A 20134-nucleotide genomic window follows, 5' to 3' on the forward strand; every position below is an offset into this window, starting at 1 on the left:
TTTATGTAACCATTGGAAAAATTGCATAAAATGATTTTTAACCATACAGCGGGTTACATTTTATGGTAACTTGGTGATGGAAGTTTTTCTACTGAAAATGATGGAAGGGGTGACGTGTTTTGATAAGGATGGAGTGTTAGAGATGATTCGAGATGGGGATTTCGAGAGCAACGCTGAGTAATGGATAAACAAGATCTACCTTGCATTACGCTTGGTGGATCTTGTTTATTTTAGGTGAATAACAGCCACATCTTAATGTAAAATAGATCTGTAATTAAGCCACTTCCGGACTGTTGACGCTGAAGCGAGAACCCGAAAATTGTGAATTTATTGGTTCGCGAATGTATAGCATGGATGTTTTTTGGATTTGGGCAGGGTATATCAAGTATAATGGCGAAGTCTATGAATTATATAAAAGCTATGACGGAAAAAACAAGAAAGGAAGCGGCTTATGATCACTATTTATGACTGGTTTGGCTATGAATTGCCGATAAAGGAACGTTATCAGTTAATAAAAGAAGCTGGATTTGATAGCGTTTTATTATGGTGGAGTGAAGACTTTGGTCGGAACGATTACCGCAACGGGCCACAACTTGCGCGAGAAGCGGGTCTTTTTATAGAAAATATCCACACGCCAATCCAAAACGAAAACAACCTCTGGCTTGACAATCTGGACGGTGAAGCCTTAACCGACTGCTATTTGCAATGTGTTGCAGATTGCGCCGAATTTGAGATTCCGACAATGGTGGTGCACTTGCCCAACGAAAACAATCCATATAACACATTGGGACTGGATAGAATCAAGAGAATCACTGAAAAAGCTGAACAACTTGGTGTTAATGTTGCACTGGAGAATTTATGGAACCTTTCCAATCTGGCATATATGCTGGAGCAAGTGGATTCCCTGCGTATCGGATTCTGTTATGACTGCGGACATCACTACCGCTACTATCCGGGCAATGATTTATTATCCATGTACGGTTCCCGGTTGATGGCACTACATTTACATGATAATAACGGAAGTTATGCCCAACACGGGTTACCCTTTGACGGCACGATTGATTGGTCAACAACCATGAAAAAAATTGCGGAAACGGATTATTCAGGAGCGACTGCAATAGAGGCCATGAATTGGGATTATGAGGATTTATCAGCTAAAGATTTTTTACATAAAGCGTTTGAACGAGCAAAAAGGCTGGAAGCATTAAAACACTAGCTAGTTGTATGAGGGTATGAAACTAATACAATAAAGAATCTGATCTAAAAACGATAGATTTTCCGCCAAGGCCTCTCCAGGTTTAATCGGCATCATTTTTGTACACTCAAGGCATGCGTAGTGTCATTACATCAAAAATATCAATAGGGACGCCTAAACTCGCTAGACGATGAGTGTACAACAGCTGCAACTATAACTATTTCCGCATGTCAATTGCTGTCCAATAAGGGGATTGGAAAGTGAGTCAGTCCCACAAAATGGGTAAAGAAGCTCCTAAACCACTATATGAGTGGGGATGAGAGCTTCTTTTTCACAACCATTTTTTTATATTAGAGCGAGCGTGCAAAACCTCGGCATGCCTTGAATGTCCCCGTTAAATCAAGGTCCTCAACGCATCGGCGGTAAACGGCTGCAGTTCGTTCAGCCGTCCGCTCCGAACTTTCATGACCCATTCCGGGTCGACTAGCAATGAGCGCCCTACTGCCACCAGATCGAATTCGTTGCGTACGAGCTTATCGATCAACCCTTCAAAGCCGACGATTGGCGTTACTTTCCCCGATGCCAATGAACTCATGAATTCTTCGCTCAAGCCCACCGATCCAACTGTGATTGTCGGTTTTCCGGTTATTGATCTGACCCAGCCTGCTAAATTCAGGTCCGAACCCTTAAATTCCGGTTCCCAGAATCGCCGGGTCGAGCAGTGATAGGCATCAATACCTGCGGCTGTAAGCGGTTCTAGGAACGAAGCTAATTGTTCCGGCGTATCCGCGAGCTTAGCTCCGTAAAATGATGTCTTCCATTGGGAAATGCGTAGCACGATGGGAAAATCGGGACCAACGGCCTTTCTAACGGAGGCAATCACCTCTGCGGCAAAGCGGGTCCGTCCGGCCCAGTCATCGCCACCGTAGCGGTCAGACCTCCGGTTGGTCTGGTGCCAGAAAAATTGATCGATCAAGTAGCCGTGTGCGCCGTGGAGTTCTACACCGTCGAACCCGAGTCTCTTCGCATCGGCAGCAGCTTGGGCGTAAGCCTCTATAATGGAATGAATTTCCGATTCGCTCAAGGATACGGTTACCGGATTGCCTGACAGATCGAGTCCGGATGGACCGACTGGGGGTGATTCCGGATTTGGCGGACGCCCGACTTGCTTTGTCATGCCAACATGCCACAGTTGGGGGAGGATGAGGCCTCCTGCTGCATGCACTTGCTCCGCGACGGCGGACCAGCCTTCCAAAGCAGGTCCGTAGAAATGGGGGACGTTTGGATTGTCCGCCGCAGCCGGATGATTGATAACGGTGCCTTCCGTAATGATCAGACCGACGCCGTTCTCGGCTCGGCGCCGGTAATACTGAGCGACATCAGATCCAGGGATACCGTTAGGCGAGAATGCCCTCGTCATGGGTGCCATTACGATACGATTAGGAAGACGCAACTTGCCCAGCGTGAACGGAGCAAATAAAGGCTGAACGGTTTGGTCATACCCCTGTCAAGTAGACAATGAAAAAAGGCTAAGCAGCCAGCGCGTGCCGGTACTCAATCGGTGCGCGCTGTTTGAGTTTGGCCTGAAATCGCTGGTAATTGTAAAAATAGATATACTCCTCCACTGCTTGATGTATCTCGGTTTCTGACTTACACTGGTGGAGGTACAACTTCTCCGTCTTGAGATGCGAAAAGAAGGATTCGATGCAGGCGTTATCCAGGCAGGTTGCTTTGCGAGAGTGGCTGCCCTTGACGCCGAATTCCTCGAGTCGCGTGTTGTACGCCGCAGACGTGTACTGGAAGCCCTGATCCGAGTGGAGCACGGCCCCGGACACGTCTCTTTTTCGTGTCCATTGTTCGACCGTATCCAGGACGAGCTTGACGTCATTTCGCTCTGAGATCTGCCAAGCCACAATCTCATTGTTAAACAGGTCCTGAATGGCGGACAAGTAATAAAAGCGCGCACCGTCTGAGATATACGTAATGTCAGTCACCAGCTTCTGCTGTGGCCCTGCCGCATGAAACTGACGCCTCAGCCGGTTCGGGTAGACCACAGAAGGCGTGTAGCTCGAGTACTTTCGTTTCTTCCGGATCACCGAGGGAATCGACAACTCCTTCATTAGTCGCCATACTTTCTTGTGATTGACGAGATAACCCGCCTCCCGTAAAGCGGTTTTCATCCGGGGATATCCGAAGTAGGGATGAATCAAGTGAATCGCTAGCATATGCTCTTTGATTTCATGATCCCGCGAATGAGTTTCTTTACGCTTTGACCCGCTTGCTCGCCACTTGTAGTAGCTGGCTCTAGGGATTCCGGCAATGGCTAACAGACGTGTCACGCCGTGCCGGTCGCGTAACTCCTCTACGATTTGGTAGTTGTCCTGCGGACGGGGGCGACCTCCCTGACCAGATTTGGGTACCGCTTTTTTAGATAATCTACCTGCGCTTTCAGATAATCCCGTTCTTCCTCGACGCTAGCAAATTTCGTGCGTTGCCGCCCTTTAAGAGGGTTGGTTAATCCCTTGCGGGTGTCATACGCTTCCCCCGTTTTGTACTTCTTCACCCACTCCTGAAGTTGGGTCTTACTCCGGATTCCCAGTCGGGCTGAAACCGTCGTGTAACTGCCCGTCCCCTCCAAATAGGCCTGAACCGCCGCCGTCTTAAACTCTTCTCCATAGGTTTGAAATTTCTGTCCCTTTTTGGCCATACAAATATCCCCTCCAAGTTCACTCTATCCTCATGATACCATGAGGACTTTTTTGAGTGTCTACCTGAAGGGGATAATATCAGTTGGATGAACGTCGGGAATAACTTTTTTTGAATGATTATTCATGCGCGTATTCCTCCTGCTGGTAGTTTTTGGATTAATGAGACACGGATTGGGTGACGGTGTCAGCAGACGCAGCATCGGAACGCTTATGCAGCTTCGACGCTCCAACCGTCAGCGCGGCGATCGCACCGATAATCGTTACGCAAAGCGCAAGAGCAAATCCCTGGTTGATCGCGTTGCCCATCGCGAGTTTATAGAAGGAAACCAACTGCGGTTCAAAATAATCCTTGAAACGGAATACGGTTTCGGGATTCAACGGATCGCGATTCGGATCTGGATTCGGAAGAAGCTGGAATTTACCAATAGCCGTTGTGACCGATGACTTCATCTGCAGATTGACGATGACGGCCATGACCGAGACGCCCATCACGCCGCCGATGCTTCTGCTGAAGCCGACGAGCGAAGCGGAAACCCCTATATATCGTTTATCCACGCTGTAGGCGACGGCATTCTGAGTGATATTATTAAGGGGTCCAAGAACACCCAGGCCGAGCACAACGGCAAGAGCGATGATTTGCCAATGAGGTACCTCAAGCGAGAGATTCATGAGCAGGATGGAGATTCCGATTCCAAGCACCATATTGACGAACATCACGGTACGAACCCGGAAGTGAGCCTGCAAATATCCGATTAACACGGAGCCGCAAATCATGGATAACATCAGCGGGGTCAGTAACAGCTTCACGCTGAACCCGTCGAACACATACATGGCATACAGGGGTAAGTAGGTCATCGCAGAGAAAAGTAAGGCGCCCTGACAAAAAACGACAATGTTTGTGCCGGTCACCATTCGGTTCTTGAAAAGCTGGAGCGGCACGATCGGTTCTGATGCCCGTTGCTCTACAAAATAGAAGGCAATCATCGCCAATGCTGATATCGCGAACAATCCGATGATAAGCCAAGAAGACCAAGCGTAGTCTTTGCCGCCTAACTCCAACGCAAACATGGCAGAGACCGTCATGATAACAATGAGCAGCGCCCCTAGGATGTCGATCTTCGGTTTGGCCTCGGAACGGGATTCCCGAAGCGTGCAGAGGAGCGAGACGAACGAAACGATACCGATCGGAAGGTTGATGTAGAAACACCAACGCCAGTTAAGCGACTCCGAGACCCATGCACCGAGCAGCGGTCCCCCGATTGAGGACAATCCTAATACCGCACCGAACAAACCGGACATTTTCGCTGCGTCTTTCGGGTCGTTAAACAAGGTGTATATCAGCGAGAGCGAGATCGGGAAAATGGCGCCGGAACCGATGCCCTGAATGACCCGATACACGATGAGTTGTTCGATGCTGCCGGCCGTTCCGCAAAGAGCGGAACCGAGCAGGAATAGACCGATTCCGATTAAATAAAAGGTTTTGCGACCGAACATATCGGAGAGCTTGCCGAAAATAAGCATCGTACTGGTCCCGGCAAGAGCGTAGGTTGTGAACATCCAAGTGATTTTATCCAGGCCGCCGATGTCTGCTATGATATTACCCATGCTCGCGGAAATGATGGTGTTGTCTAGGGAGGACAGTATAAAGCCCAGTAAGATGGATATGAGAATGATGCCTTTCTTTTGCTTGCTCACGGTTATCACCTTTCAAGGGTCAGCCTCTAGCTGACGTTAGAATATTTTTGCTGCTTGCTCCACATTCTGAAGCCCTTCCGCGATAATCTCTCGGCTGCGATCAGGATATTGATTATGCCCCTCAATCACAATCGTTGTCACGTTATGAATGCCGAACACCCGCAAATGCTTTTTGACGAAGTTTACGGCCATTTCCTCTCCATCTGCATAGACACCCCCTCTGGCGTTTAATAAAGCGACCTTCTTATCGGGCAATAGTCCAACTAGTCCTTCGGCCGTGTACTGAAAGGTTTTGCGCGGCTGATGCAGATAGTCCAGATACGAATGCAATATCGCGGGAACCGTCAAGTTCCAGAGGGGGAAAGCGATGACGATTTTATCGGCGTACAGAAATTGCTCCAGATGTTGGTTAACAATCGTATGCGTGGCTTGTTCTTCCGGGGTTAGCGCGATGCCATTAGCGGATTTGTAGTTTCCCACGATCATACTGTCACCCAAATAAGGCAGCTGCTCTTGATACAAGTTAACTTGCACAATCAAATCGTCCGAATGGGTTTCCGTGTAGCTTTTCAAAAACGCATCGTACATTCTCACGCTGACCGAGTGTTCCGCAGAGCGGTTGTTCGCTTTGATAAACAAGGTGGTGGCCATTTTGAATTCCTCCATTCATAAGTCAATTTAAGATAGTTTAACTTTATAAAGTATTTATTTTACAAAGTAAATATATCCATTGGTTTTGACTTTGTCAATATTTTTCTTTACAATGTTTCTTGTACTGGATTGCCGCAATATGCACGTTATTGGAGGTGGTGGCTGATGAGCAAGAAAGATCAGGAATCCATTACGTCAACCAGAAAAAAGATAGTTACGTTACTGAAGCAGCATGGACCCATGGATGCCGTATCATTAGCTTCCAAGCTGTCCTTGACGGGAATGGCGGTGCGTCAGCATTTATATGAACTGCAGAATCAACAGGTCGTTGAATTCGAAGAAGAAGCCCGCCCTATGGGCAGGCCGGCTAAGATGTGGAAACTGACTTCAGGGGCGAATGCCTGGTTTCCTAATGGATATTTGCAGCTGTCGGTCAGCTTGCTCCACGGGATCCGAGCATCGTTCGGGGAGGACGGGGTAGAAAAAATACTAGACGACCTGCATCAAACACAGAAGCAGCATTATCATATGTCCATATCGGATGAGACTGAATTGCAAGATAAGCTTCAGAGGCTGTCCATGCTCCGTATGAATGAGGGGTATTTTGCCGAAGTTCAGGAACAGGACGATGAAAGTTTTTTATTGATACAGAAGCATTGCCCTATCTTGGAGGCTGCCGATGCTTGCAGGGGGTTTTGCCGCAACGAAATTGAACTTTTTCAATCCGTGCTGGGCGACAATGTTGTGATTGAACGGGTCGAATATCTCTTGTCCGGCGAGGGTCGTTGTACTTATCGGATAACGGAGCGGAAGCAAGCGGTCATTGGTTAATGGGGATGGATCGAAGTTCCAGTGCCGTTCGTGGAAGGAAATCCCGGAGCAGTATTACCCGTTACTGAAAAGATTCTACGCACGGGGGAAAACCAGGGGTTTACGGCTGCGGCGCTTTTCCGCTCGCAACACCGATTGGCTGAAATCCGGCGGCAGACAGAGCAGCTGCTTCGTAACGCTGTTCTCGTTATGCCTACGGCGGGAGGTACGTGGACAAGGGAACAGGTAATGGCGGATCCTATCGGAACAAACAGCCAAATGGGCTTATACACCAATCATTGCAATTTGCTGGATTTAAGCGCTATAGCTATTCCTGCCGGCGAAGCGGATGAACGACTTCCGTTTGGGATCACGATGTTTTCGCTGCCCAAGAACGAAGAAATTACAGGCGACCCATCCAAACCTCATTGTTGTCACGGGAGAATTAATCGACGGCAGGTGTACGGATCTGGATAAGGCTTTGCATTTCGTGGCGGGGCCACAAAAATTGCTCCGGTCTATTATGTGTCCGGCAACCATGAAGTGGGTTCGGGAGTCTATGATGAACTAAAGCAGCAACTGATAGAAGCCGGGGCAACGGTACTGGATAATGACAAAGTGAATCTTGTCTAGGGAGAAACCGCCATTACGCTGCTGGGACTGGCCGACCCGAATTTCGCGGCTTACGACTACATGGAATCCAACAAAGAATCTCGGGTATAAGAGGAGCTTGACCGCTTGATGGACGACACCTCCCCCCTTCATATCCTGCTTGCTCATCGACCGGAATTGATCCATGCCCATGCTCGGGCCGGTGTCGATTTGGTTTTTACCGGTCACGCGCGCATGGGGGCAATTCAGACTCCCTTTTGTAGGGGGGTGGTGGCTCCGGATCAAGGTTTATTTTCCGCCTATACGAGCGGAAGCTATACAGAAGGAGACACGACGGAAATTGTTAGTCGGGGACTGGGAAACAATATAATTCCCCTGCGAATATTTAATCGGCCGGAAATTGTGGTGGTTACGCTTAACAGTGAGTAGCCATCCTGGCATTGGCATCCATATGGATATTGGAATTTGCGGAGGGGTATTGAAGATGACATTTGATTTTAGGAACCTGTCCCGGCAGGAAGCCCTAACTATCCTTGATTTACCTGACGAGAACCTGCCGGAATTGCTTGATACCGTATACGCCATTAGGAAGAAATATAAAGGCAACGTAGTCAATATTCAGCTTCTTACCAACGCCCGTAGTGGGAATTGTTCACAAAACTGTGCTTATTGTGCCCAATCCTATCATTCCACAGCGGATATTGATCGATACAATTTTATATCCTCCGATAAATTGTTGCAGGATGGTTATGTTGTTCAGGAAAAAAATCTTGCGAGGCATTGTATAGGGCTGAGTGGCATGCGGTTCTCTGACCATGAGATAAATGAGTTTGCGAAAAATATCAGAGAACTAAAAAAAGCAGCGCAAACGCCGATATGCTGCTCTATCGGGCTTTTAACGCTTGAACAGGCCCAAAAACTTAAAGAAGCGGGAGTTGACCGAATTAACCATAACCTGAACACAAGCAGAGATTTTTACCCGAATATCTGTACCACGCATACTTATGAAGAAAGAATAGCAAATATTAAAATGTTACAGAGCATAGGGTTTGAAATTTGCTGTGGCGGCATTATAGGTCTTGGAGAAGATAAAACCGATATTGTGAACATGCTGTTTGAAATCCAAGCCATAAATCCACAGGCCGTACCCATTAACTTTCTGATCCCCATTGAAGGAACGAGCTTGGCCAGTGCGGATACATCTCATTTGACCCCTGAATATTGTCTGAAAGTATTGTGTCTTGCCCGGCTCCTGACTCCTAAATCGGACATACGTTGTGCCGCTGGGAGAGAGGTGTATCTAAAGGGAAAGGAAAAATGGATGTTTTATGCGGTTGACTCTATTTTTGCCTCCGGGTATTTGACTGCCGACGGTCAAGGTATCGAAGATACCATTAGAGTCATAACTGACGCAGGATTTCAATACTGCATAGAAGCTACATAATGGTACTCCCGCAGCAACCAAAATATAATGGCTGTGGGGGCGCTTTGACATGATAGTCGATATCTGTGGCGGCAGGAATGATGGGTGGGCAGTTGTCCTGATCGAATAGTGGAATTGTCAATTTATCGGGACTTTTCATGTTTCTATAGCATATAAAAAAGCACCCGGTTAAAGTGATATGATCCGCCTATAGTAGACAGAAAAAAGCAAGCCATATACTCTGCTACTATGGGGGGATTCTATGGGTGAAAAGTGGAAAACATATGACGTGGCCTTTAAAAAGAAGGCCGTGGATTTATATCTCAAGGAAGGATTGGGATATAAGTCTGTTGCGGAGCGCTTGGGGATTGACCACAGCATGGTCCGGAGCTGGGTTAAATTTTTTCGGCGGACACCCAAGTATGAGTAAATGGTGGGACTTTTCAGAGATTTTTGATGAAGATATTGATCAATTATTTGTTACGGTTAAAAAATTGATTAATAGACTAATAGTGCATGAGAATTGCCATAGAGTGGTAGAAAAGAGTCCAGTTCTTTGGTCAACTTGGTTTTTGGATAATGCGATGATTCTATGGGATACTGTTTGGTTTGAAAGAATACAGAAGAATGTAAGGTGATTTTAAGGGAAAAAGATATTTATAAAATATTCAGGTTTAATAAAAGTTGAGGGTTCATGTTATGCCAAAAAACGATAATATGCTGGCAATTCTATGGATGCTGAATTCGGGCGTAAAAATGACTGCAAAACAAATATCCGAAAAGTTAGAAATAAATATAAGGACAGTTTATCGGTATATTGATGCACTATGTGCCAGTGGAGTGCCTATAATATCCGACTCAGGTCATAATGGCGGGTATAGCTTGCTGAATAATTTTATCAGAGCACCTCTGCTATTTGATATTGAAGAAAAAAAGGCACTCCTTCATGCTGCTGTTTTTGCAAAAGAAGCCGGATACCCTTTGAGCGAGGCATTAGGCAATGCGACATCAAAATTGAAAATGTATTCGAATCAGGAGCAGGAAAGTATACTTAGCCGTCATTTAGCCGGGTTTGAAGTTATAAACCGCATGGGAGGCCCTTCTATTCAGCCGGTATTGGCGGAATTGGAGCAGGCAGTAGCAAACGAATTCTCTGTAGAAATTGATTATCGCACAAGCCATGAAGAACAACCCAAAAATAGGGTGATAGACCCCTATGGAATGGTTTACTGGAACAATAAATGGTATACTGTTGCATTTTGCCACCTAAGGAATGAGATCCGCAGCTTTCGGGCAGACCGGATTCTACAAATCAAGCGTACTCAAATAATATTTAAGCGTTCCGAAGCTTTTTCGGCCCGTGAATTTTTTATGCAAAATCTGTTACCTGATTTAGTGGGCAAAGACGGGTTAGTTTCTTTAATTATCGGAGGCAGGTCCGAGGCATTGGATGACTTATGCCTGCATTGGTTTTTGGGGCATCATCTGAAAGAGCGGATATCAAATCAAGCAATCTTTTTACTTGAGGAAAAATCAATTCATACCTATGTCCCTTATTTTCTCCTATCCTACGGGAAATCCATTCAAGTAATCGAACCACAGAGTTTGAAGGAAAAACTTGTTGCTGTTGCGTCGGAGTTAATGGAATATTATCAACTTTAATAGCTTCACTGACAGCAGATGTCAGTGAAGCTATTTTATTATAATGATAATCATTGATTACCGATGGATGGTAGGCATCACTTGATGAATTGTAAAATAAGGAGAACATGCAAATGAATAATACGGTATATCTTTATGTGTTTGACACAATGGCAGACTGGGAAATAGGCTACTTAACTGCCGAACTGAACTCGGGAAGATATTATAAAAAGGGGCTGGCCCCATCAAAAATAGTTACTGTGGGAATTGAAAAGACTCCTGTAACTACAATGGGCGGATTGAAAATACTGCCTGACATCAAACTGGATGAGTGCAGCATTAAAAGTACAGATGCATTGATTTTACCCGGTGGAGATACATGGACAGAAACAATTCACCAACCCATCTTAAAAATTGTTGAGAGGTGTTTAAAGGAAGGTATATTGGTTGCAGCGATTTGTGGTGCTACAGTGGGACTTGCCCAGACAGGATTGCTGAATTCACGTTGGCATACAAGCAATGATCTGGAATACCTTAAAATGATCTGTCCCACTTACACGGGCGAAAAGTATTACAAAATGGAGTCTGCTGTAACTGAAGGAAAACTGATCACTGCATCTGGAATAGCTCCGTTGGAATTTTCTGTACACGTCTTGAGGGCTCTAGGTGTGTTTTCTTCAAAAACATTAGATGCCTGGTATCGTCTTCATAAGACTCATGAATCTAAATATTTCTATGAGCTGATGAATTCAATCCAATGAAGGTCTAAGGCATAAAATTGATAATTGCTGCTAGAATAACAAAAGGAAGGGTTTTCTACCTTTCCTTGCATTGGGTTAGCGTCTCAAAGAAGGAATTGCCAAAGGAGGTAAGCATATGAGTTCCTATGTGCTTGGTTTTCAGGACATTGACAAAACAAAACTCATGATTGTTGGGGATAAAGGCGCGAATCTGGGGGAACTTTCCAAGATTGAAGGAATACGCGTACCAGATGGCTTTTGTATTTCTACTGAAGCCTTTAAAAGTATGTAGAAATCCTAATCAAACGAAATCTGGCCTAAGGTGGTTTTTGTCAACAAAAATCGTTAATCAGTTAATTTCCAATAAAAAACAACAGCAAGAAAGGAGTTGTTGGTCATGCCAGGCACGGAATTGCTCTTCCGTGTCTTTTTGTGTTTCGAGAACGGATTCCAGTTCTGCCTTATGTTTGGCAAGGGCTTGTTGCTCCGGCTGAATACGGGTGAACTGCTCGATGGTTACACGTTGAATAGAATAGAGAGTGATGAGTCCCAAAATTTTTGTGAATTGCCTTTGTACGCACAAAAGAAGAGCATTCCGCATCATTACTACGCGAATTACCTAAGTTAAATACAGAAGATAAAAATGCAACAATCGTTGCATTTTTATATCTTGAGTGTTAACCTGAAATTATTGGGAGCAAGGGGGCTATCATTTTGAATAAGGGTCATTCTTGGCTTGTTTTATCTTATAAAGTACCATCAGAGCCTTCGACTATCCGAGTGCGAGTTTGGCGAACATTGAAAGCACTTGGCGTTGTTTATATTCAACAATCCGTTTGTGTTGCCCCGGATACTGAGGAAGTAAAAAAGAAAATACAATCAATAAAAAGACTTATCGAATCAAATGAAGGAGAAGCCCTTTTGCTTGAAGTAAACAAATTCGCTACGCATACAGAAGAAGAACTAGTTATGCTTTTCAATAAGCATCGATTAGCGGAGTATGAAGAACTTTTAGAAGGCTGTAAAAATTTCCTTATTGAAATTGAGACCGAAACAAAAAAGGGGAAATTTACCTTTCATGAAGTTGAAGAAAATGAAGCAGAACTTGGTAAGCTGATAAGATGGCATAAAAAAATAACAAAAAGGGATTTTTTCCTTTGTTCAAATTCTGCACAAGCAAAAGAACTGCTTGACCAATGTAAACAAATGTTTAGTGAATTTGTCGAAACCGTTTATTCGACTGAAGGTAAAGTTGAAGGGGAGATTACAAAAGATTAAATCGGGGGCTTTATCATGGGAGAAGCGAAGGCATTGGAAAGAGTAAAGAGTAAGGCAAGAGAAATAAAACGAAATATTTTTGTGTTATACCTAGCTTATAAAGACCCAAAAGTTCCGTGGTATGCTAGGCTATTTACGATATTAGTTGTTGCCTATGCATTTAGTCCAATTGATTTAATTCCTGATTTCATTCCAGTTTTGGGTTATCTTGATGATTTAATTATTGTTCCGCTCGGGATAACGCTTGCACTTAAAATGATTCCAACGTCGGTTATTGAAGACTGTAAGGTAAGGGCGGAGGAAATTCGAAAGAACGGAAAGCCGAAAAATTGGGTGACTGGAGCAATAGTTATTTTAGTTTGGATTTTGTTAGCTATTTGGATTGGGAGCATGTGTTATAAGTTCTTCACATAAGATTTGATTTTCATTGTATTTGAAGAGGATTGAGCCGCCTTTGTATAGGTGGCTTATTCTATGGCTCTTAGAAGTTCGTTTAAGGGCTTACAGAGTGTAACTTAGACCCCACCCAGTGCCGAATGAAACAGCCTTTACTATCGGGACGAAGTTGACCCGTATTGGCTATGTGTAGGGTTTCCCAACCTAGAAACTAAGATAATTTCAGAGTAAACACCATTACAGAGGACACCTCGTCCTCCCGCTTTCTATGTCAGAATAAAACCAATTCAACCTAAAAAGGCAAACTCTAGCCCCAGCTAACCGCGTTAATCGCGTTAACTGGAGTTAACAATTGCTACCCTCTGTGGTATACTCAACTTAGAAACAGCGTACAATGCAAAGAGAGCCGTGCGCCAACACGACTCCCCGAGCAATAGCCGCTTTTAAGGGCGGTTCGGCTGTAGACAATCGGAGTAGCAGAATAGACCGCTTCCTTAGCCTGGGGCGGTCTATTTCCGTTTATTGGTGAGTATCAACACAACCAGTGTCGCAAATGAGATCATCAGCGTCAAAGCTTGGTATACTTCCACGGGGCATCACCTCCCTTCCGAGAGGTTAGCCGAGACCGCCCATATCAGCCCTTCCATTGCTCCTGCGATTATAACATGAGAAGGATATTTAAGGAATATAGTGGTACAAGTATACGACACGACCGTTGGTGCGAATTTGGTGCAAAAAATCGTCATAACAATTATGATAGCGCGGCAAGCCACAACACGAACACTCCAAAAAGCCTTATTCTACGCGGTTTATTGGCACTATAACAGAAGGCCCAATAATGCGGCTACCCGCAGACGAGTCACGTGGAGTGTCTAATATTGATGGTTCGAAAATGAGATGTGGCAGGTTCGCTTCAGATTATTTGATTGATGTACTAGGCATGTGGGGTGCTGTGTGTTGCTTATTAGGAAATAGATAGGTGCTACAATTACCATAAAAAAATGTACAATCAGTAATTGATGCTATCTTGAAGGCTTCTGCTCACTCGCGGCGGAAGCCTATTTGTATCCAAAGAAGGTATATATGAAAATAACATCGAAATTTGTATATTGAGTTTTAGTTTGAATATAAAGAAGGTGATGACAATCCTTAACCCAGATTCTCTATGTCCGTGCGATAGTGGCTATTTATTGAAGTTTTGTTGTTTACCTGATATACCTCCCTTATCGGCTAGAGATTATCCTTATAGAAACCTAAATATCGAGTCAACAGTAGTCGATTATATGGATCGAGTAATTCCTTCAAACATAAAGTTATCCGTGCATATGGTTAATCCTAATCAAGAGTTTCAGCCTTTTAATGAAATAATAGAGGAATTAGTCATAAGAGCTTGGAAATCAAAAATTACTGAAAATCAGATGGCAAAACTATCCCCATATTTAACCAACTTAAAAGATCAATTGAATGCAATTCGCTACCATCAGCGGCAGTTCTTATTTAGGTTAAGACTTCTCTATCTGGAACAAATCCCGTTGGAACCAATCAGAGGTAATGCTTCAGTGGTTATGATTGATATTCCATTGAGATGCGAACTCGAATCATTTGTTAGTAAGATCAGATCATGTTTGGATGTGATAGCTAAGTTAGTAAGTTGTTATTTAAACGCCAAAGAAATGACACACGGTGCTCTTTTAAGGCACTTAGAAAGTTCAAATAAAGGCTCAAAGAAGAACATATTGACGATTTACCATCGTAACCTCGGATGGTTTAAAGAAACCAAGGAACTCCGCGATAAAATTATTCATGATGGTACGTTTAATGCTTTTAGAGGCTTTGAACATGAAAATGGGCTAATTAGCCAACCTAAACTGAATGATTTTACAGCTGAACATTTTTGCTTTAAACAGTGGAAACAACTTTGGTCTTTCACTAACGATGTACTGCCCCTCCTCTACCCTGTTCAGGAAATGAACGAGAAACATTGAAAGGAGGTACTTAGCTATGAGTGAAATTAGTCAAAATATTGAGAAATATCTAAAACAACTGGTAGATGCAATTATAGAAAAGATGTCTACTGGATACTGGGACAAGATGCGTGAAATACTACGGAAAGAGCCGTATCTAAAGAAGACATTCCCTCATCTACTTCTGAACCCTGAAAAACTAGTAATTTATATTGGGAAGAAGCATTGGGCAATTGAGTATATTGGTGCAACTTATCAAGAAAATTTTGATGTTGATAACGATGAATTAAGTATTAGATTATTTGACTATTCTCGAACTTCAGAGGATTTTTTTGAGGCGATCTTGGGTTTTAATTTTGATGGAAGTTCTATCAGAATACCACTTCCTGAAGGTACAAACCAAGACTTATATATTCCAACAAATTCGGCAGATGACATTCTGTACGAAAATGGTTGGAACTATGCAGCGCAGTCAATGATGTTAAGTTATAATATAGCTGGGATTGATTTGACGGAAAAAGAGCACTATAGACTAATAAACTGTTTTTTCTATGGAACAAATTCGCACGGCCTGATTACAAGACATATCAAATGGATGGAGATATTCCCATATGAAGTAGTGCCACATGACATAGGTATGAGCAAGTCTAAGATATCTTTTTTTCGTGATTTTAAGAATCAGGCATTGCGAGATGTCGAATCCGAGTTTCCAATTCCTCCCGACCTCCAATATGATAGGTTAGTTAGATTGAACAGATTTGTTGAGTTGTTTAGTGCCGCATATTTATCGGAATTAGAGATCACATCATTTTTGGCGGAACCTGAAAATCAGTTTATACTGAAGATGGCTTTCTTTGCTAAAGAAGTTCATTCAGAACTGGAGTGTCATTGGGCAGAATCGAAAAATAAAGCTATTCGCCCAGATTTCTTTATTACAAATCCAAATGGATATTCAGATATTGTAGAGTTTAAAATGCCGTATTTAAAGAATTCAACTGTAGTAGGAACAGAAAATCGTGAAACTTTTAGTGCTGAAATTAATTCGTATATATCTCAAACCAGAGTTTATGCCAAGTATTTTGATGACCCACGGAATAGGGAACATGTTTTTAATAAATACGGCATTAAAGTATTATATCCAAAGAGATGGCTTGTAGTTGGGCGAAGATGGATGTTCGACAATGATAATTGGAGGGAAATAGAAAACGAATTCAGGGATTTTGCAATCAGAACTTATGATGATTTGATTGATGGTGTTGTAAGTCAATTGTATTGAATTAGAAATACATAGGGACTAGTGGCGGAAGCTTTTTTTCTTTTTTATACGAGCATTGACAATAATTTATGGGTAGTAAAATAGGTAATGGCGGTAGCACGGCATGGTCGGTTACACTGCCCCAAAGAATTGATTACCAGCATCATTTTATGGGATTGGGAATTAGCTCAGCTGGGAGAGCGCATCGCTGGAAGCGATGAGGTCAGGGGTTCGAGGTCCCTATTCTCTACCAACACCACACACAAACGCCAGAGATGCCGTTTTTTTGCTTTAGATTGGGCTTTAAGCAGAGGGCTGATGTAAGTTGGTTTCAAGTGGGGGTGCAGGGGGTACAATGAGTAATTACTTGCAAATACCTTTTCAAGATTTGATTGGAGAAAAAAGTCCCGTGCAGCAGGCTTTAAAATGTCTTCGAAGTATGGCTGATAAAAAGCCAATGCCGAATGCCAACACTGATCAATCTAAATCGGCAGTTACACTTTTATTGACGCATCTTCTGGGATTGTGTGATAGTGCTGGTTTAATTAATTGTCGTGGTTATCATTCCGTAGCGATTACGATATTTCGTCCAATTGAGGATGCTACCGATTGTTTGGCTGCAGTCGCATTAGACGCTAATGCTGCTAGAAAATGGACTGAGGGAAATTTAAAGAGTAGTGATGCTGCAAAAATGTGGACTGAAACTGCAAACTTAACTCTGCCTGATGGAGTTCCTCTTGGTGATTATCGAAGAGAAATCCGACACGCTCTTAATAACTATAGTCATTGCACTCCTAATCAAGCACATTGGAATGTGTATCTTGAATCTCTCGGTGAGAAAAGGTGTACGATGGAGTTGAACACGAGACCATTAGTTATTAACTTGAATGCATATTATATTGATCAGTATCTCTGTGTACATGTATGCGAACTCATTGAAATTGTACTGGTGGTGTTCTCGGAGTACTTAATCTCAGACATGCCATTGAGAAAGCAAATCGAAGAACTTAAAAGTAGTATTGGGAAGGTTGTTATTGATTTTTTGGAGTTCATTAAATCCGATAAAATTGATGTTTCGATTGCACCGGAGATAGCAAGACTAAATAAATGTGAGGAGACATCATGAGTATTTATTCTTTCTTAGAAGCCGCGGAGCACTTGTACGATAACAATTTCTATGAAGAAGCATTCTGCTTAGTATGCGTTGCAATTGATGCTTCTGCCCAGAGACAATACCCGGATTTAAAGGTGGGCGAAAGATACAAAAAATTTATTTCTAGTCATTTTGAAATAATATGCAATAATGGGTTTCCAGGAATATCTGCAAGCTCAATTAGGATAAAGGTTAATGTTGATGTCAAAAACTTGAGGACTGATGAAAATGGTTATGTAGGCATGGAGGATATAATTTATCACATTATTCGGTGTGGTCTAGTTCACGATTGCGTCATTGATCAGTCTATCAAGTTTATTGATTCAACTATCATTGGGGATTGGGTAGAAGGTTTGTTTTTTCTTCCAAAGGCAATCATAATAGGGCTAATCAACGCAGTAAAAAGTATCTTGAATAGTTAAGTATAATCCAGTTTCGGCTCACTTCTAAAACACCGTACATGTGAAGAGTGTGGCGTTGTTGCACTCTATTGACAAATAATCGGAATGCCTAAACCGTATATTGCTTTTCATATGGCAACAGCATTAAAAAAGTCCTTGGATTGTGGTCATGACCCAATCCAAGGACTTTTTTTAAATTTCGTCATTTTTAATTCTTGATAATTAAGTCGTTACGACATATAATACAAGTCGTAGAGACATGTCACAACGACTTATAATGAGGAGGTGAAGGAAGTGGATATATCTGAACCATCTGCAAGGCATCAGGAGAACCAAGCTTTTTCCTTGAAGGCAATTATAGCACCCTTGTTGGCCATTATATCTGGAACGGTCATGGTCATCTTGGACGGGACAGTGGTCAATGTCGCGGTTCCTCAACTGGTTGAAATATTTGGAACAAACCTCATCTCTTTTCAATGGGTCATCACCGGCTATGCATTAGCGATTGCTGCGGTTATCCCTCTTGCGGGCTGGTTGACGGACAGGTTCGGGGCGAAAAGGATTTTCCTTTTAACCATCATCTTGTTCACTTTAAGCTCCGCGCTTTGTTCGATGGCGCAGACAATTGAACAGCTTATCGCGTTTCGCATCATACAAGGTTTGGGCGGGGGGATGATCGCTCCAATTGGAATCGCGATGGTGTTTACATTGGCTCCGCCTGAACGCAGAGGAACCGTTCTCGGAGTACTGGGCATCCCCATGCTAATCGCTCCCGCACTGGGTCCGATCCTTTCCGGGTGGTTGTTGGAAGAAGCCAGTTGGCATTGGATATTCCTGATCAACGTGCCGGTGGGCATCATTGCCATCTTAATGGGGCTGAGATATTTGCCTAATCATGAGCGTCAACCTGCTCATCGACTCGACGTTTATGGAATGATTCTCGCCCCTGCAGCATTCGTCTTGCTTACCTATGGCCTAAGCGAAGGAGGGCAAAGCTGGTCATCCCCTAACACGATCCTGGCCTTGCTAACAGGTGTTGTCATTTTGCTGCTATTTATAATCATGGAACTGCGACACCCTCAACCGCTTTTGGAAATGCGTGTGTTCAAATCAGCTTTATTCAATCGAAGCATTCTCTTGTTATGGATTCTACAGATTACGCTCTTTGGTTCCATGCTGCTTATTCCCCTGTATCTGCAAGATGTAAGAGGCATGACTCCGTTGGAATCAGGTGTATTGCTGCTAGCCCAGGCTCTTTCTTCCGGCGCTGCGAATCCGATTGGCGGCCGTTTGTTTGATAAAATTGGCGTACGGCCGTTAGCGCTCGTTGGGTTAGGCTTAGTTGCTGCGGCGTTGTTTATTTTATCGAACATGACAACGGTAACTAGCCAAAGTTTGATCATTGTTAGTTTAATCTTACTGGGACTGGGCACGGGGCTGGTTATGATGCCGCTCAATACCCATATTCTGAGTTCCGCATCGCATCATCCCGTTGGCCGCGTGACTCCGATCACAACATCATCGCAGCAGATCGTTATTTCTTTTGGCATAACTGGATTAATGGGTTATTTAACTTCGCGCATTGAGGGTTATGGAACCAGTCTGACAGACCCCCTGCAGGCAGCAGCTTTGGGCTTTGACGATACGTTCCTGCTTGCTGCGATTATCGCCTTGTTGTGCGTGTTCCTTGCCCTGACTCTACGCAAACCGCCAGTATCGATAAAACCTGGAAAATCAGAAGGAGTGAAAGTTGAATGAGAACAGTCATGTCCGTGATAAGAATAGGGCTTGGCATTCTGCTATTAGGCATAGGGATTGCCGACCTATCAGGGTTAATGCCTCCTATGCACTATCCAGAGCCGGCAAATACGTTTATGGAAGCTTTGCTGGATACGAAATATGTTATGTTTATTGTCAGTGTGCTAAAGATAGTCGTCGGTGCATCCTTGTTGTCCAACCGTTATGTTCCATTTGCATTAGTTGTTTTCTTTCCTATTACCGTGAATATGGTTTTGTTTCATGCCTTCTTGAACTTTGAGGGAATCGTTCCTGCCGCGGTGATTGGGATTCTCCATATCGTTCTTCTGGCCGATTATATTGACGTTTACAGACCGCTTTTACAATCCAAAAGTATCCATTCGGCAGACCGATTAGTAGAACGGTAGGAATTTGATATATTGTTGTATAGAGGACGATTTCACTATGGAGGCGA

At 43.6% G+C, this 20134-nt stretch carries 25 protein-coding genes and 1 pseudogene; 17 read left to right on the forward strand and 9 right to left on the reverse strand.

What is annotated here, in order from left to right; genetic code table 11:
* Positions 1-451 precede the first annotated feature (451 nt).
* Entirely contained in the window at positions 452-1216 is a 765-nt protein-coding gene (locus VK70_RS00620) for a sugar phosphate isomerase/epimerase family protein (protein WP_025699192.1), read from the forward strand.
* 373 nt (positions 1217-1589) lie between these two features.
* Here VK70_RS00620 and VK70_RS00625 read toward each other — a convergent pair whose 3' ends face one another.
* The 5 genes from VK70_RS00625 to VK70_RS00645 all read right to left on the reverse strand — a co-directional run bounded on the left by VK70_RS00625 (position 1590) and on the right by VK70_RS00645 (position 6249).
* A complete protein-coding gene (locus tag VK70_RS00625; RefSeq protein WP_025699191.1) occupies positions 1590-2624 on the reverse strand; it encodes an NADH:flavin oxidoreductase in 1035 nt (344 codons plus the stop codon).
* A gap of 100 nt (positions 2625-2724) precedes the next feature.
* Positions 2725-3564 carry an IS3 family transposase gene (locus VK70_RS00630; RefSeq protein ID WP_036640882.1) on the reverse strand — a complete coding sequence of 280 codons (840 nt, stop codon included), beginning with the start codon at positions 3562-3564 and terminating at the stop codon, positions 2725-2727.
* The gene (locus tag VK70_RS29400; protein WP_025695928.1) at positions 3558-3902 is read right to left on the reverse strand and encodes a helix-turn-helix domain-containing protein; all 345 of its coding nucleotides are present in this window, start codon (positions 3900-3902) and stop codon (positions 3558-3560) included. Before VK70_RS29400 ends, VK70_RS00630 begins: the two co-directional genes overlap by 7 nt.
* Positions 3903-4059: 157 nt before the next feature.
* A complete protein-coding gene (locus tag VK70_RS00640) occupies positions 4060-5598 on the reverse strand; it encodes a DHA2 family efflux MFS transporter permease subunit (protein ID WP_051504985.1) in 1539 nt (512 codons plus the stop codon).
* A 36-nt stretch (positions 5599-5634) separates the two neighbouring features.
* The gene (locus VK70_RS00645) at positions 5635-6249 is read right to left on the reverse strand and encodes an FMN-dependent NADH-azoreductase (protein ID WP_025694419.1); all 615 of its coding nucleotides are present in this window, start codon (positions 6247-6249) and stop codon (positions 5635-5637) included.
* A gap of 165 nt (positions 6250-6414) precedes the next feature.
* Here VK70_RS00645 and VK70_RS00650 point away from each other — a divergent pair, with 165 nt between their 5' ends.
* Positions 6415-7080 (forward strand): helix-turn-helix transcriptional regulator, encoded by a 666-nt coding sequence (locus VK70_RS00650; protein WP_025694418.1) that lies wholly within the window; start codon positions 6415-6417, stop codon positions 7078-7080.
* A gap of 30 nt (positions 7081-7110) precedes the next feature.
* Positions 7111-7536 (forward strand): amidase family protein, encoded by a 426-nt coding sequence (locus VK70_RS26190; RefSeq protein ID WP_324607995.1) that lies wholly within the window; start codon positions 7111-7113, stop codon positions 7534-7536.
* 90 nt (positions 7537-7626) lie between these two features.
* On the opposite strand, the gene VK70_RS26195 is transcribed toward VK70_RS26190, so the two are convergent.
* On the reverse strand, positions 7627-7956 hold the full coding sequence (locus VK70_RS26195) for a hypothetical protein (protein WP_025694416.1): 330 nt from the start codon (positions 7954-7956) through the stop codon (positions 7627-7629).
* Positions 7957-8155: 199 nt separating this feature from the next.
* Here VK70_RS26195 and bioB point away from each other — a divergent pair, with 199 nt between their 5' ends.
* Positions 8156-9115: a biotin synthase BioB gene (gene bioB / locus VK70_RS00660; protein ID WP_025694415.1), complete on the forward strand. Its 960-nt coding sequence runs from the start codon at positions 8156-8158 to the stop codon at positions 9113-9115.
* Here bioB and VK70_RS29405 read toward each other — a convergent pair.
* Entirely contained in the window at positions 9108-9254 is a 147-nt protein-coding gene (locus VK70_RS29405) for a hypothetical protein (RefSeq protein WP_411431689.1), read from the reverse strand. The two genes, bioB and VK70_RS29405, sit on opposite strands and share 8 nt — an antisense overlap.
* 102 nt (positions 9255-9356) lie before the next feature.
* Between VK70_RS29405 and VK70_RS26890 the strand changes: the two genes are divergently transcribed.
* From VK70_RS26890 to VK70_RS26895, 5 genes and pseudogenes are all read left to right on the forward strand, one after another.
* Positions 9357-9524: a transposase gene (locus VK70_RS26890; RefSeq protein WP_081754742.1), complete on the forward strand. Its 168-nt coding sequence runs from the start codon at positions 9357-9359 to the stop codon at positions 9522-9524.
* Positions 9517-9732: a hypothetical protein gene (locus VK70_RS00670; protein WP_025694414.1), complete on the forward strand. Its 216-nt coding sequence runs from the start codon at positions 9517-9519 to the stop codon at positions 9730-9732. The genes VK70_RS26890 and VK70_RS00670 overlap by 8 nt, the downstream gene beginning before the upstream one ends.
* 61 nt (positions 9733-9793) lie before the next feature.
* Positions 9794-10756, forward strand: coding sequence for a helix-turn-helix transcriptional regulator (locus tag VK70_RS00675; RefSeq protein WP_025694413.1), 963 nt, complete (start codon positions 9794-9796; stop codon positions 10754-10756).
* A gap of 113 nt (positions 10757-10869) precedes the next feature.
* Positions 10870-11496, forward strand: a complete 627-nt coding sequence (locus VK70_RS00680; RefSeq protein WP_025694412.1) for a type 1 glutamine amidotransferase family protein — start codon at positions 10870-10872, stop codon at positions 11494-11496.
* A gap of 115 nt (positions 11497-11611) precedes the next feature.
* Positions 11612-11758: pseudogene (locus tag VK70_RS26895) on the forward strand (PEP/pyruvate-binding domain-containing protein); the annotation flags it as partial.
* Positions 11759-11824: 66 nt separating this feature from the next.
* Here the strand turns inward: VK70_RS26895 and VK70_RS27640 are convergent.
* Entirely contained in the window at positions 11825-12079 is a 255-nt protein-coding gene (locus VK70_RS27640; RefSeq protein WP_155986870.1) for a hypothetical protein, read from the reverse strand.
* A gap of 110 nt (positions 12080-12189) precedes the next feature.
* Between VK70_RS27640 and VK70_RS00690 the strand changes: the two genes are divergently transcribed.
* Positions 12190-12753, forward strand: coding sequence for a Chromate resistance protein ChrB (locus tag VK70_RS00690; RefSeq protein WP_025694410.1), 564 nt, complete (start codon positions 12190-12192; stop codon positions 12751-12753).
* Between the two features lie 15 nt (positions 12754-12768).
* Positions 12769-13167, forward strand: a complete 399-nt coding sequence (locus VK70_RS00695; protein ID WP_036638835.1) for a YkvA family protein — start codon at positions 12769-12771, stop codon at positions 13165-13167.
* A gap of 491 nt (positions 13168-13658) precedes the next feature.
* Here the strand turns inward: VK70_RS00695 and VK70_RS29410 are convergent, their stop codons facing one another.
* Positions 13659-13739, reverse strand: coding sequence for a putative holin-like toxin (locus VK70_RS29410; protein WP_376717980.1), 81 nt, complete (start codon positions 13737-13739; stop codon positions 13659-13661).
* Between the two features lie 693 nt (positions 13740-14432).
* Between VK70_RS29410 and VK70_RS00700 the strand changes: the two genes are divergently transcribed.
* The 6 genes from VK70_RS00700 (at position 14433) to VK70_RS00730 (ending at position 20087) form a co-directional block, all read left to right on the forward strand.
* Entirely contained in the window at positions 14433-15134 is a 702-nt protein-coding gene (locus VK70_RS00700; protein WP_025694408.1) for a hypothetical protein, read from the forward strand.
* A 16-nt stretch (positions 15135-15150) separates the two neighbouring features.
* On the forward strand, positions 15151-16389 hold the full coding sequence (locus VK70_RS00705) for a Shedu anti-phage system protein SduA domain-containing protein (protein ID WP_025694407.1): 1239 nt from the start codon (positions 15151-15153) through the stop codon (positions 16387-16389).
* A 334-nt stretch (positions 16390-16723) separates the two neighbouring features.
* The gene (locus VK70_RS00715) at positions 16724-17494 is read left to right on the forward strand and encodes a hypothetical protein (protein WP_025694406.1); all 771 of its coding nucleotides are present in this window, start codon (positions 16724-16726) and stop codon (positions 17492-17494) included.
* Positions 17491-17943: a hypothetical protein gene (locus VK70_RS00720; protein WP_025694405.1), complete on the forward strand. Its 453-nt coding sequence runs from the start codon at positions 17491-17493 to the stop codon at positions 17941-17943. The genes VK70_RS00715 and VK70_RS00720 overlap by 4 nt, the downstream gene beginning before the upstream one ends.
* Positions 17944-18216: 273 nt before the next feature.
* Positions 18217-19680: a DHA2 family efflux MFS transporter permease subunit gene (locus VK70_RS00725; protein ID WP_233277749.1), complete on the forward strand. Its 1464-nt coding sequence runs from the start codon at positions 18217-18219 to the stop codon at positions 19678-19680.
* On the forward strand, positions 19677-20087 hold the full coding sequence (locus tag VK70_RS00730) for a hypothetical protein (protein WP_025694403.1): 411 nt from the start codon (positions 19677-19679) through the stop codon (positions 20085-20087). The genes VK70_RS00725 and VK70_RS00730 overlap by 4 nt, the downstream gene beginning before the upstream one ends.
* The last annotated feature ends 47 nt before the right edge of the window (positions 20088-20134 follow it).

It is taken from the genome of Paenibacillus durus ATCC 35681 (assembly GCF_000993825.1).
GTDB lineage: Bacteria > Bacillota > Bacilli > Paenibacillales > Paenibacillaceae > Paenibacillus_AQ > Paenibacillus_AQ durus_B.

Coding starts and splice junctions, on each gene's coding strand:
- VK70_RS27640 (WP_155986870.1), bottom strand. CDS start 12,079: ATGATGCGGAATGCTCTTCTTTTGTGCGTACAAAGGCAATTCACAAAA.
- VK70_RS00620 (WP_025699192.1), top strand. CDS start 452: ATGATCACTATTTATGACTGGTTTGGCTATGAATTGCCGATAAAGGAA.
- VK70_RS00700 (WP_025694408.1), top strand. CDS start 14,433: ATGGATCGAGTAATTCCTTCAAACATAAAGTTATCCGTGCATATGGTT.
- VK70_RS26890 (WP_081754742.1), top strand. CDS start 9,357: ATGGGTGAAAAGTGGAAAACATATGACGTGGCCTTTAAAAAGAAGGCC.
- VK70_RS29400 (WP_025695928.1), bottom strand. CDS start 3,902: ATGGCCAAAAAGGGACAGAAATTTCAAACCTATGGAGAAGAGTTTAAG.
- bioB (WP_025694415.1), top strand. CDS start 8,156: ATGACATTTGATTTTAGGAACCTGTCCCGGCAGGAAGCCCTAACTATC.
- VK70_RS00675 (WP_025694413.1), top strand. CDS start 9,794: ATGCCAAAAAACGATAATATGCTGGCAATTCTATGGATGCTGAATTCG.
- VK70_RS00730 (WP_025694403.1), top strand. CDS start 19,677: ATGAGAACAGTCATGTCCGTGATAAGAATAGGGCTTGGCATTCTGCTA.
- VK70_RS00625 (WP_025699191.1), bottom strand. CDS start 2,624: ATGGCACCCATGACGAGGGCATTCTCGCCTAACGGTATCCCTGGATCT.
- VK70_RS00720 (WP_025694405.1), top strand. CDS start 17,491: ATGAGTATTTATTCTTTCTTAGAAGCCGCGGAGCACTTGTACGATAAC.
- VK70_RS00650 (WP_025694418.1), top strand. CDS start 6,415: ATGAGCAAGAAAGATCAGGAATCCATTACGTCAACCAGAAAAAAGATA.
- VK70_RS00670 (WP_025694414.1), top strand. CDS start 9,517: ATGAGTAAATGGTGGGACTTTTCAGAGATTTTTGATGAAGATATTGAT.
- VK70_RS00680 (WP_025694412.1), top strand. CDS start 10,870: ATGAATAATACGGTATATCTTTATGTGTTTGACACAATGGCAGACTGG.
- VK70_RS00705 (WP_025694407.1), top strand. CDS start 15,151: ATGAGTGAAATTAGTCAAAATATTGAGAAATATCTAAAACAACTGGTA.
- VK70_RS00695 (WP_036638835.1), top strand. CDS start 12,769: ATGGGAGAAGCGAAGGCATTGGAAAGAGTAAAGAGTAAGGCAAGAGAA.
- VK70_RS00645 (WP_025694419.1), bottom strand. CDS start 6,249: ATGGCCACCACCTTGTTTATCAAAGCGAACAACCGCTCTGCGGAACAC.
- VK70_RS00715 (WP_025694406.1), top strand. CDS start 16,724: ATGAGTAATTACTTGCAAATACCTTTTCAAGATTTGATTGGAGAAAAA.
- VK70_RS29405 (WP_411431689.1), bottom strand. CDS start 9,254: ATGAAAAGTCCCGATAAATTGACAATTCCACTATTCGATCAGGACAAC.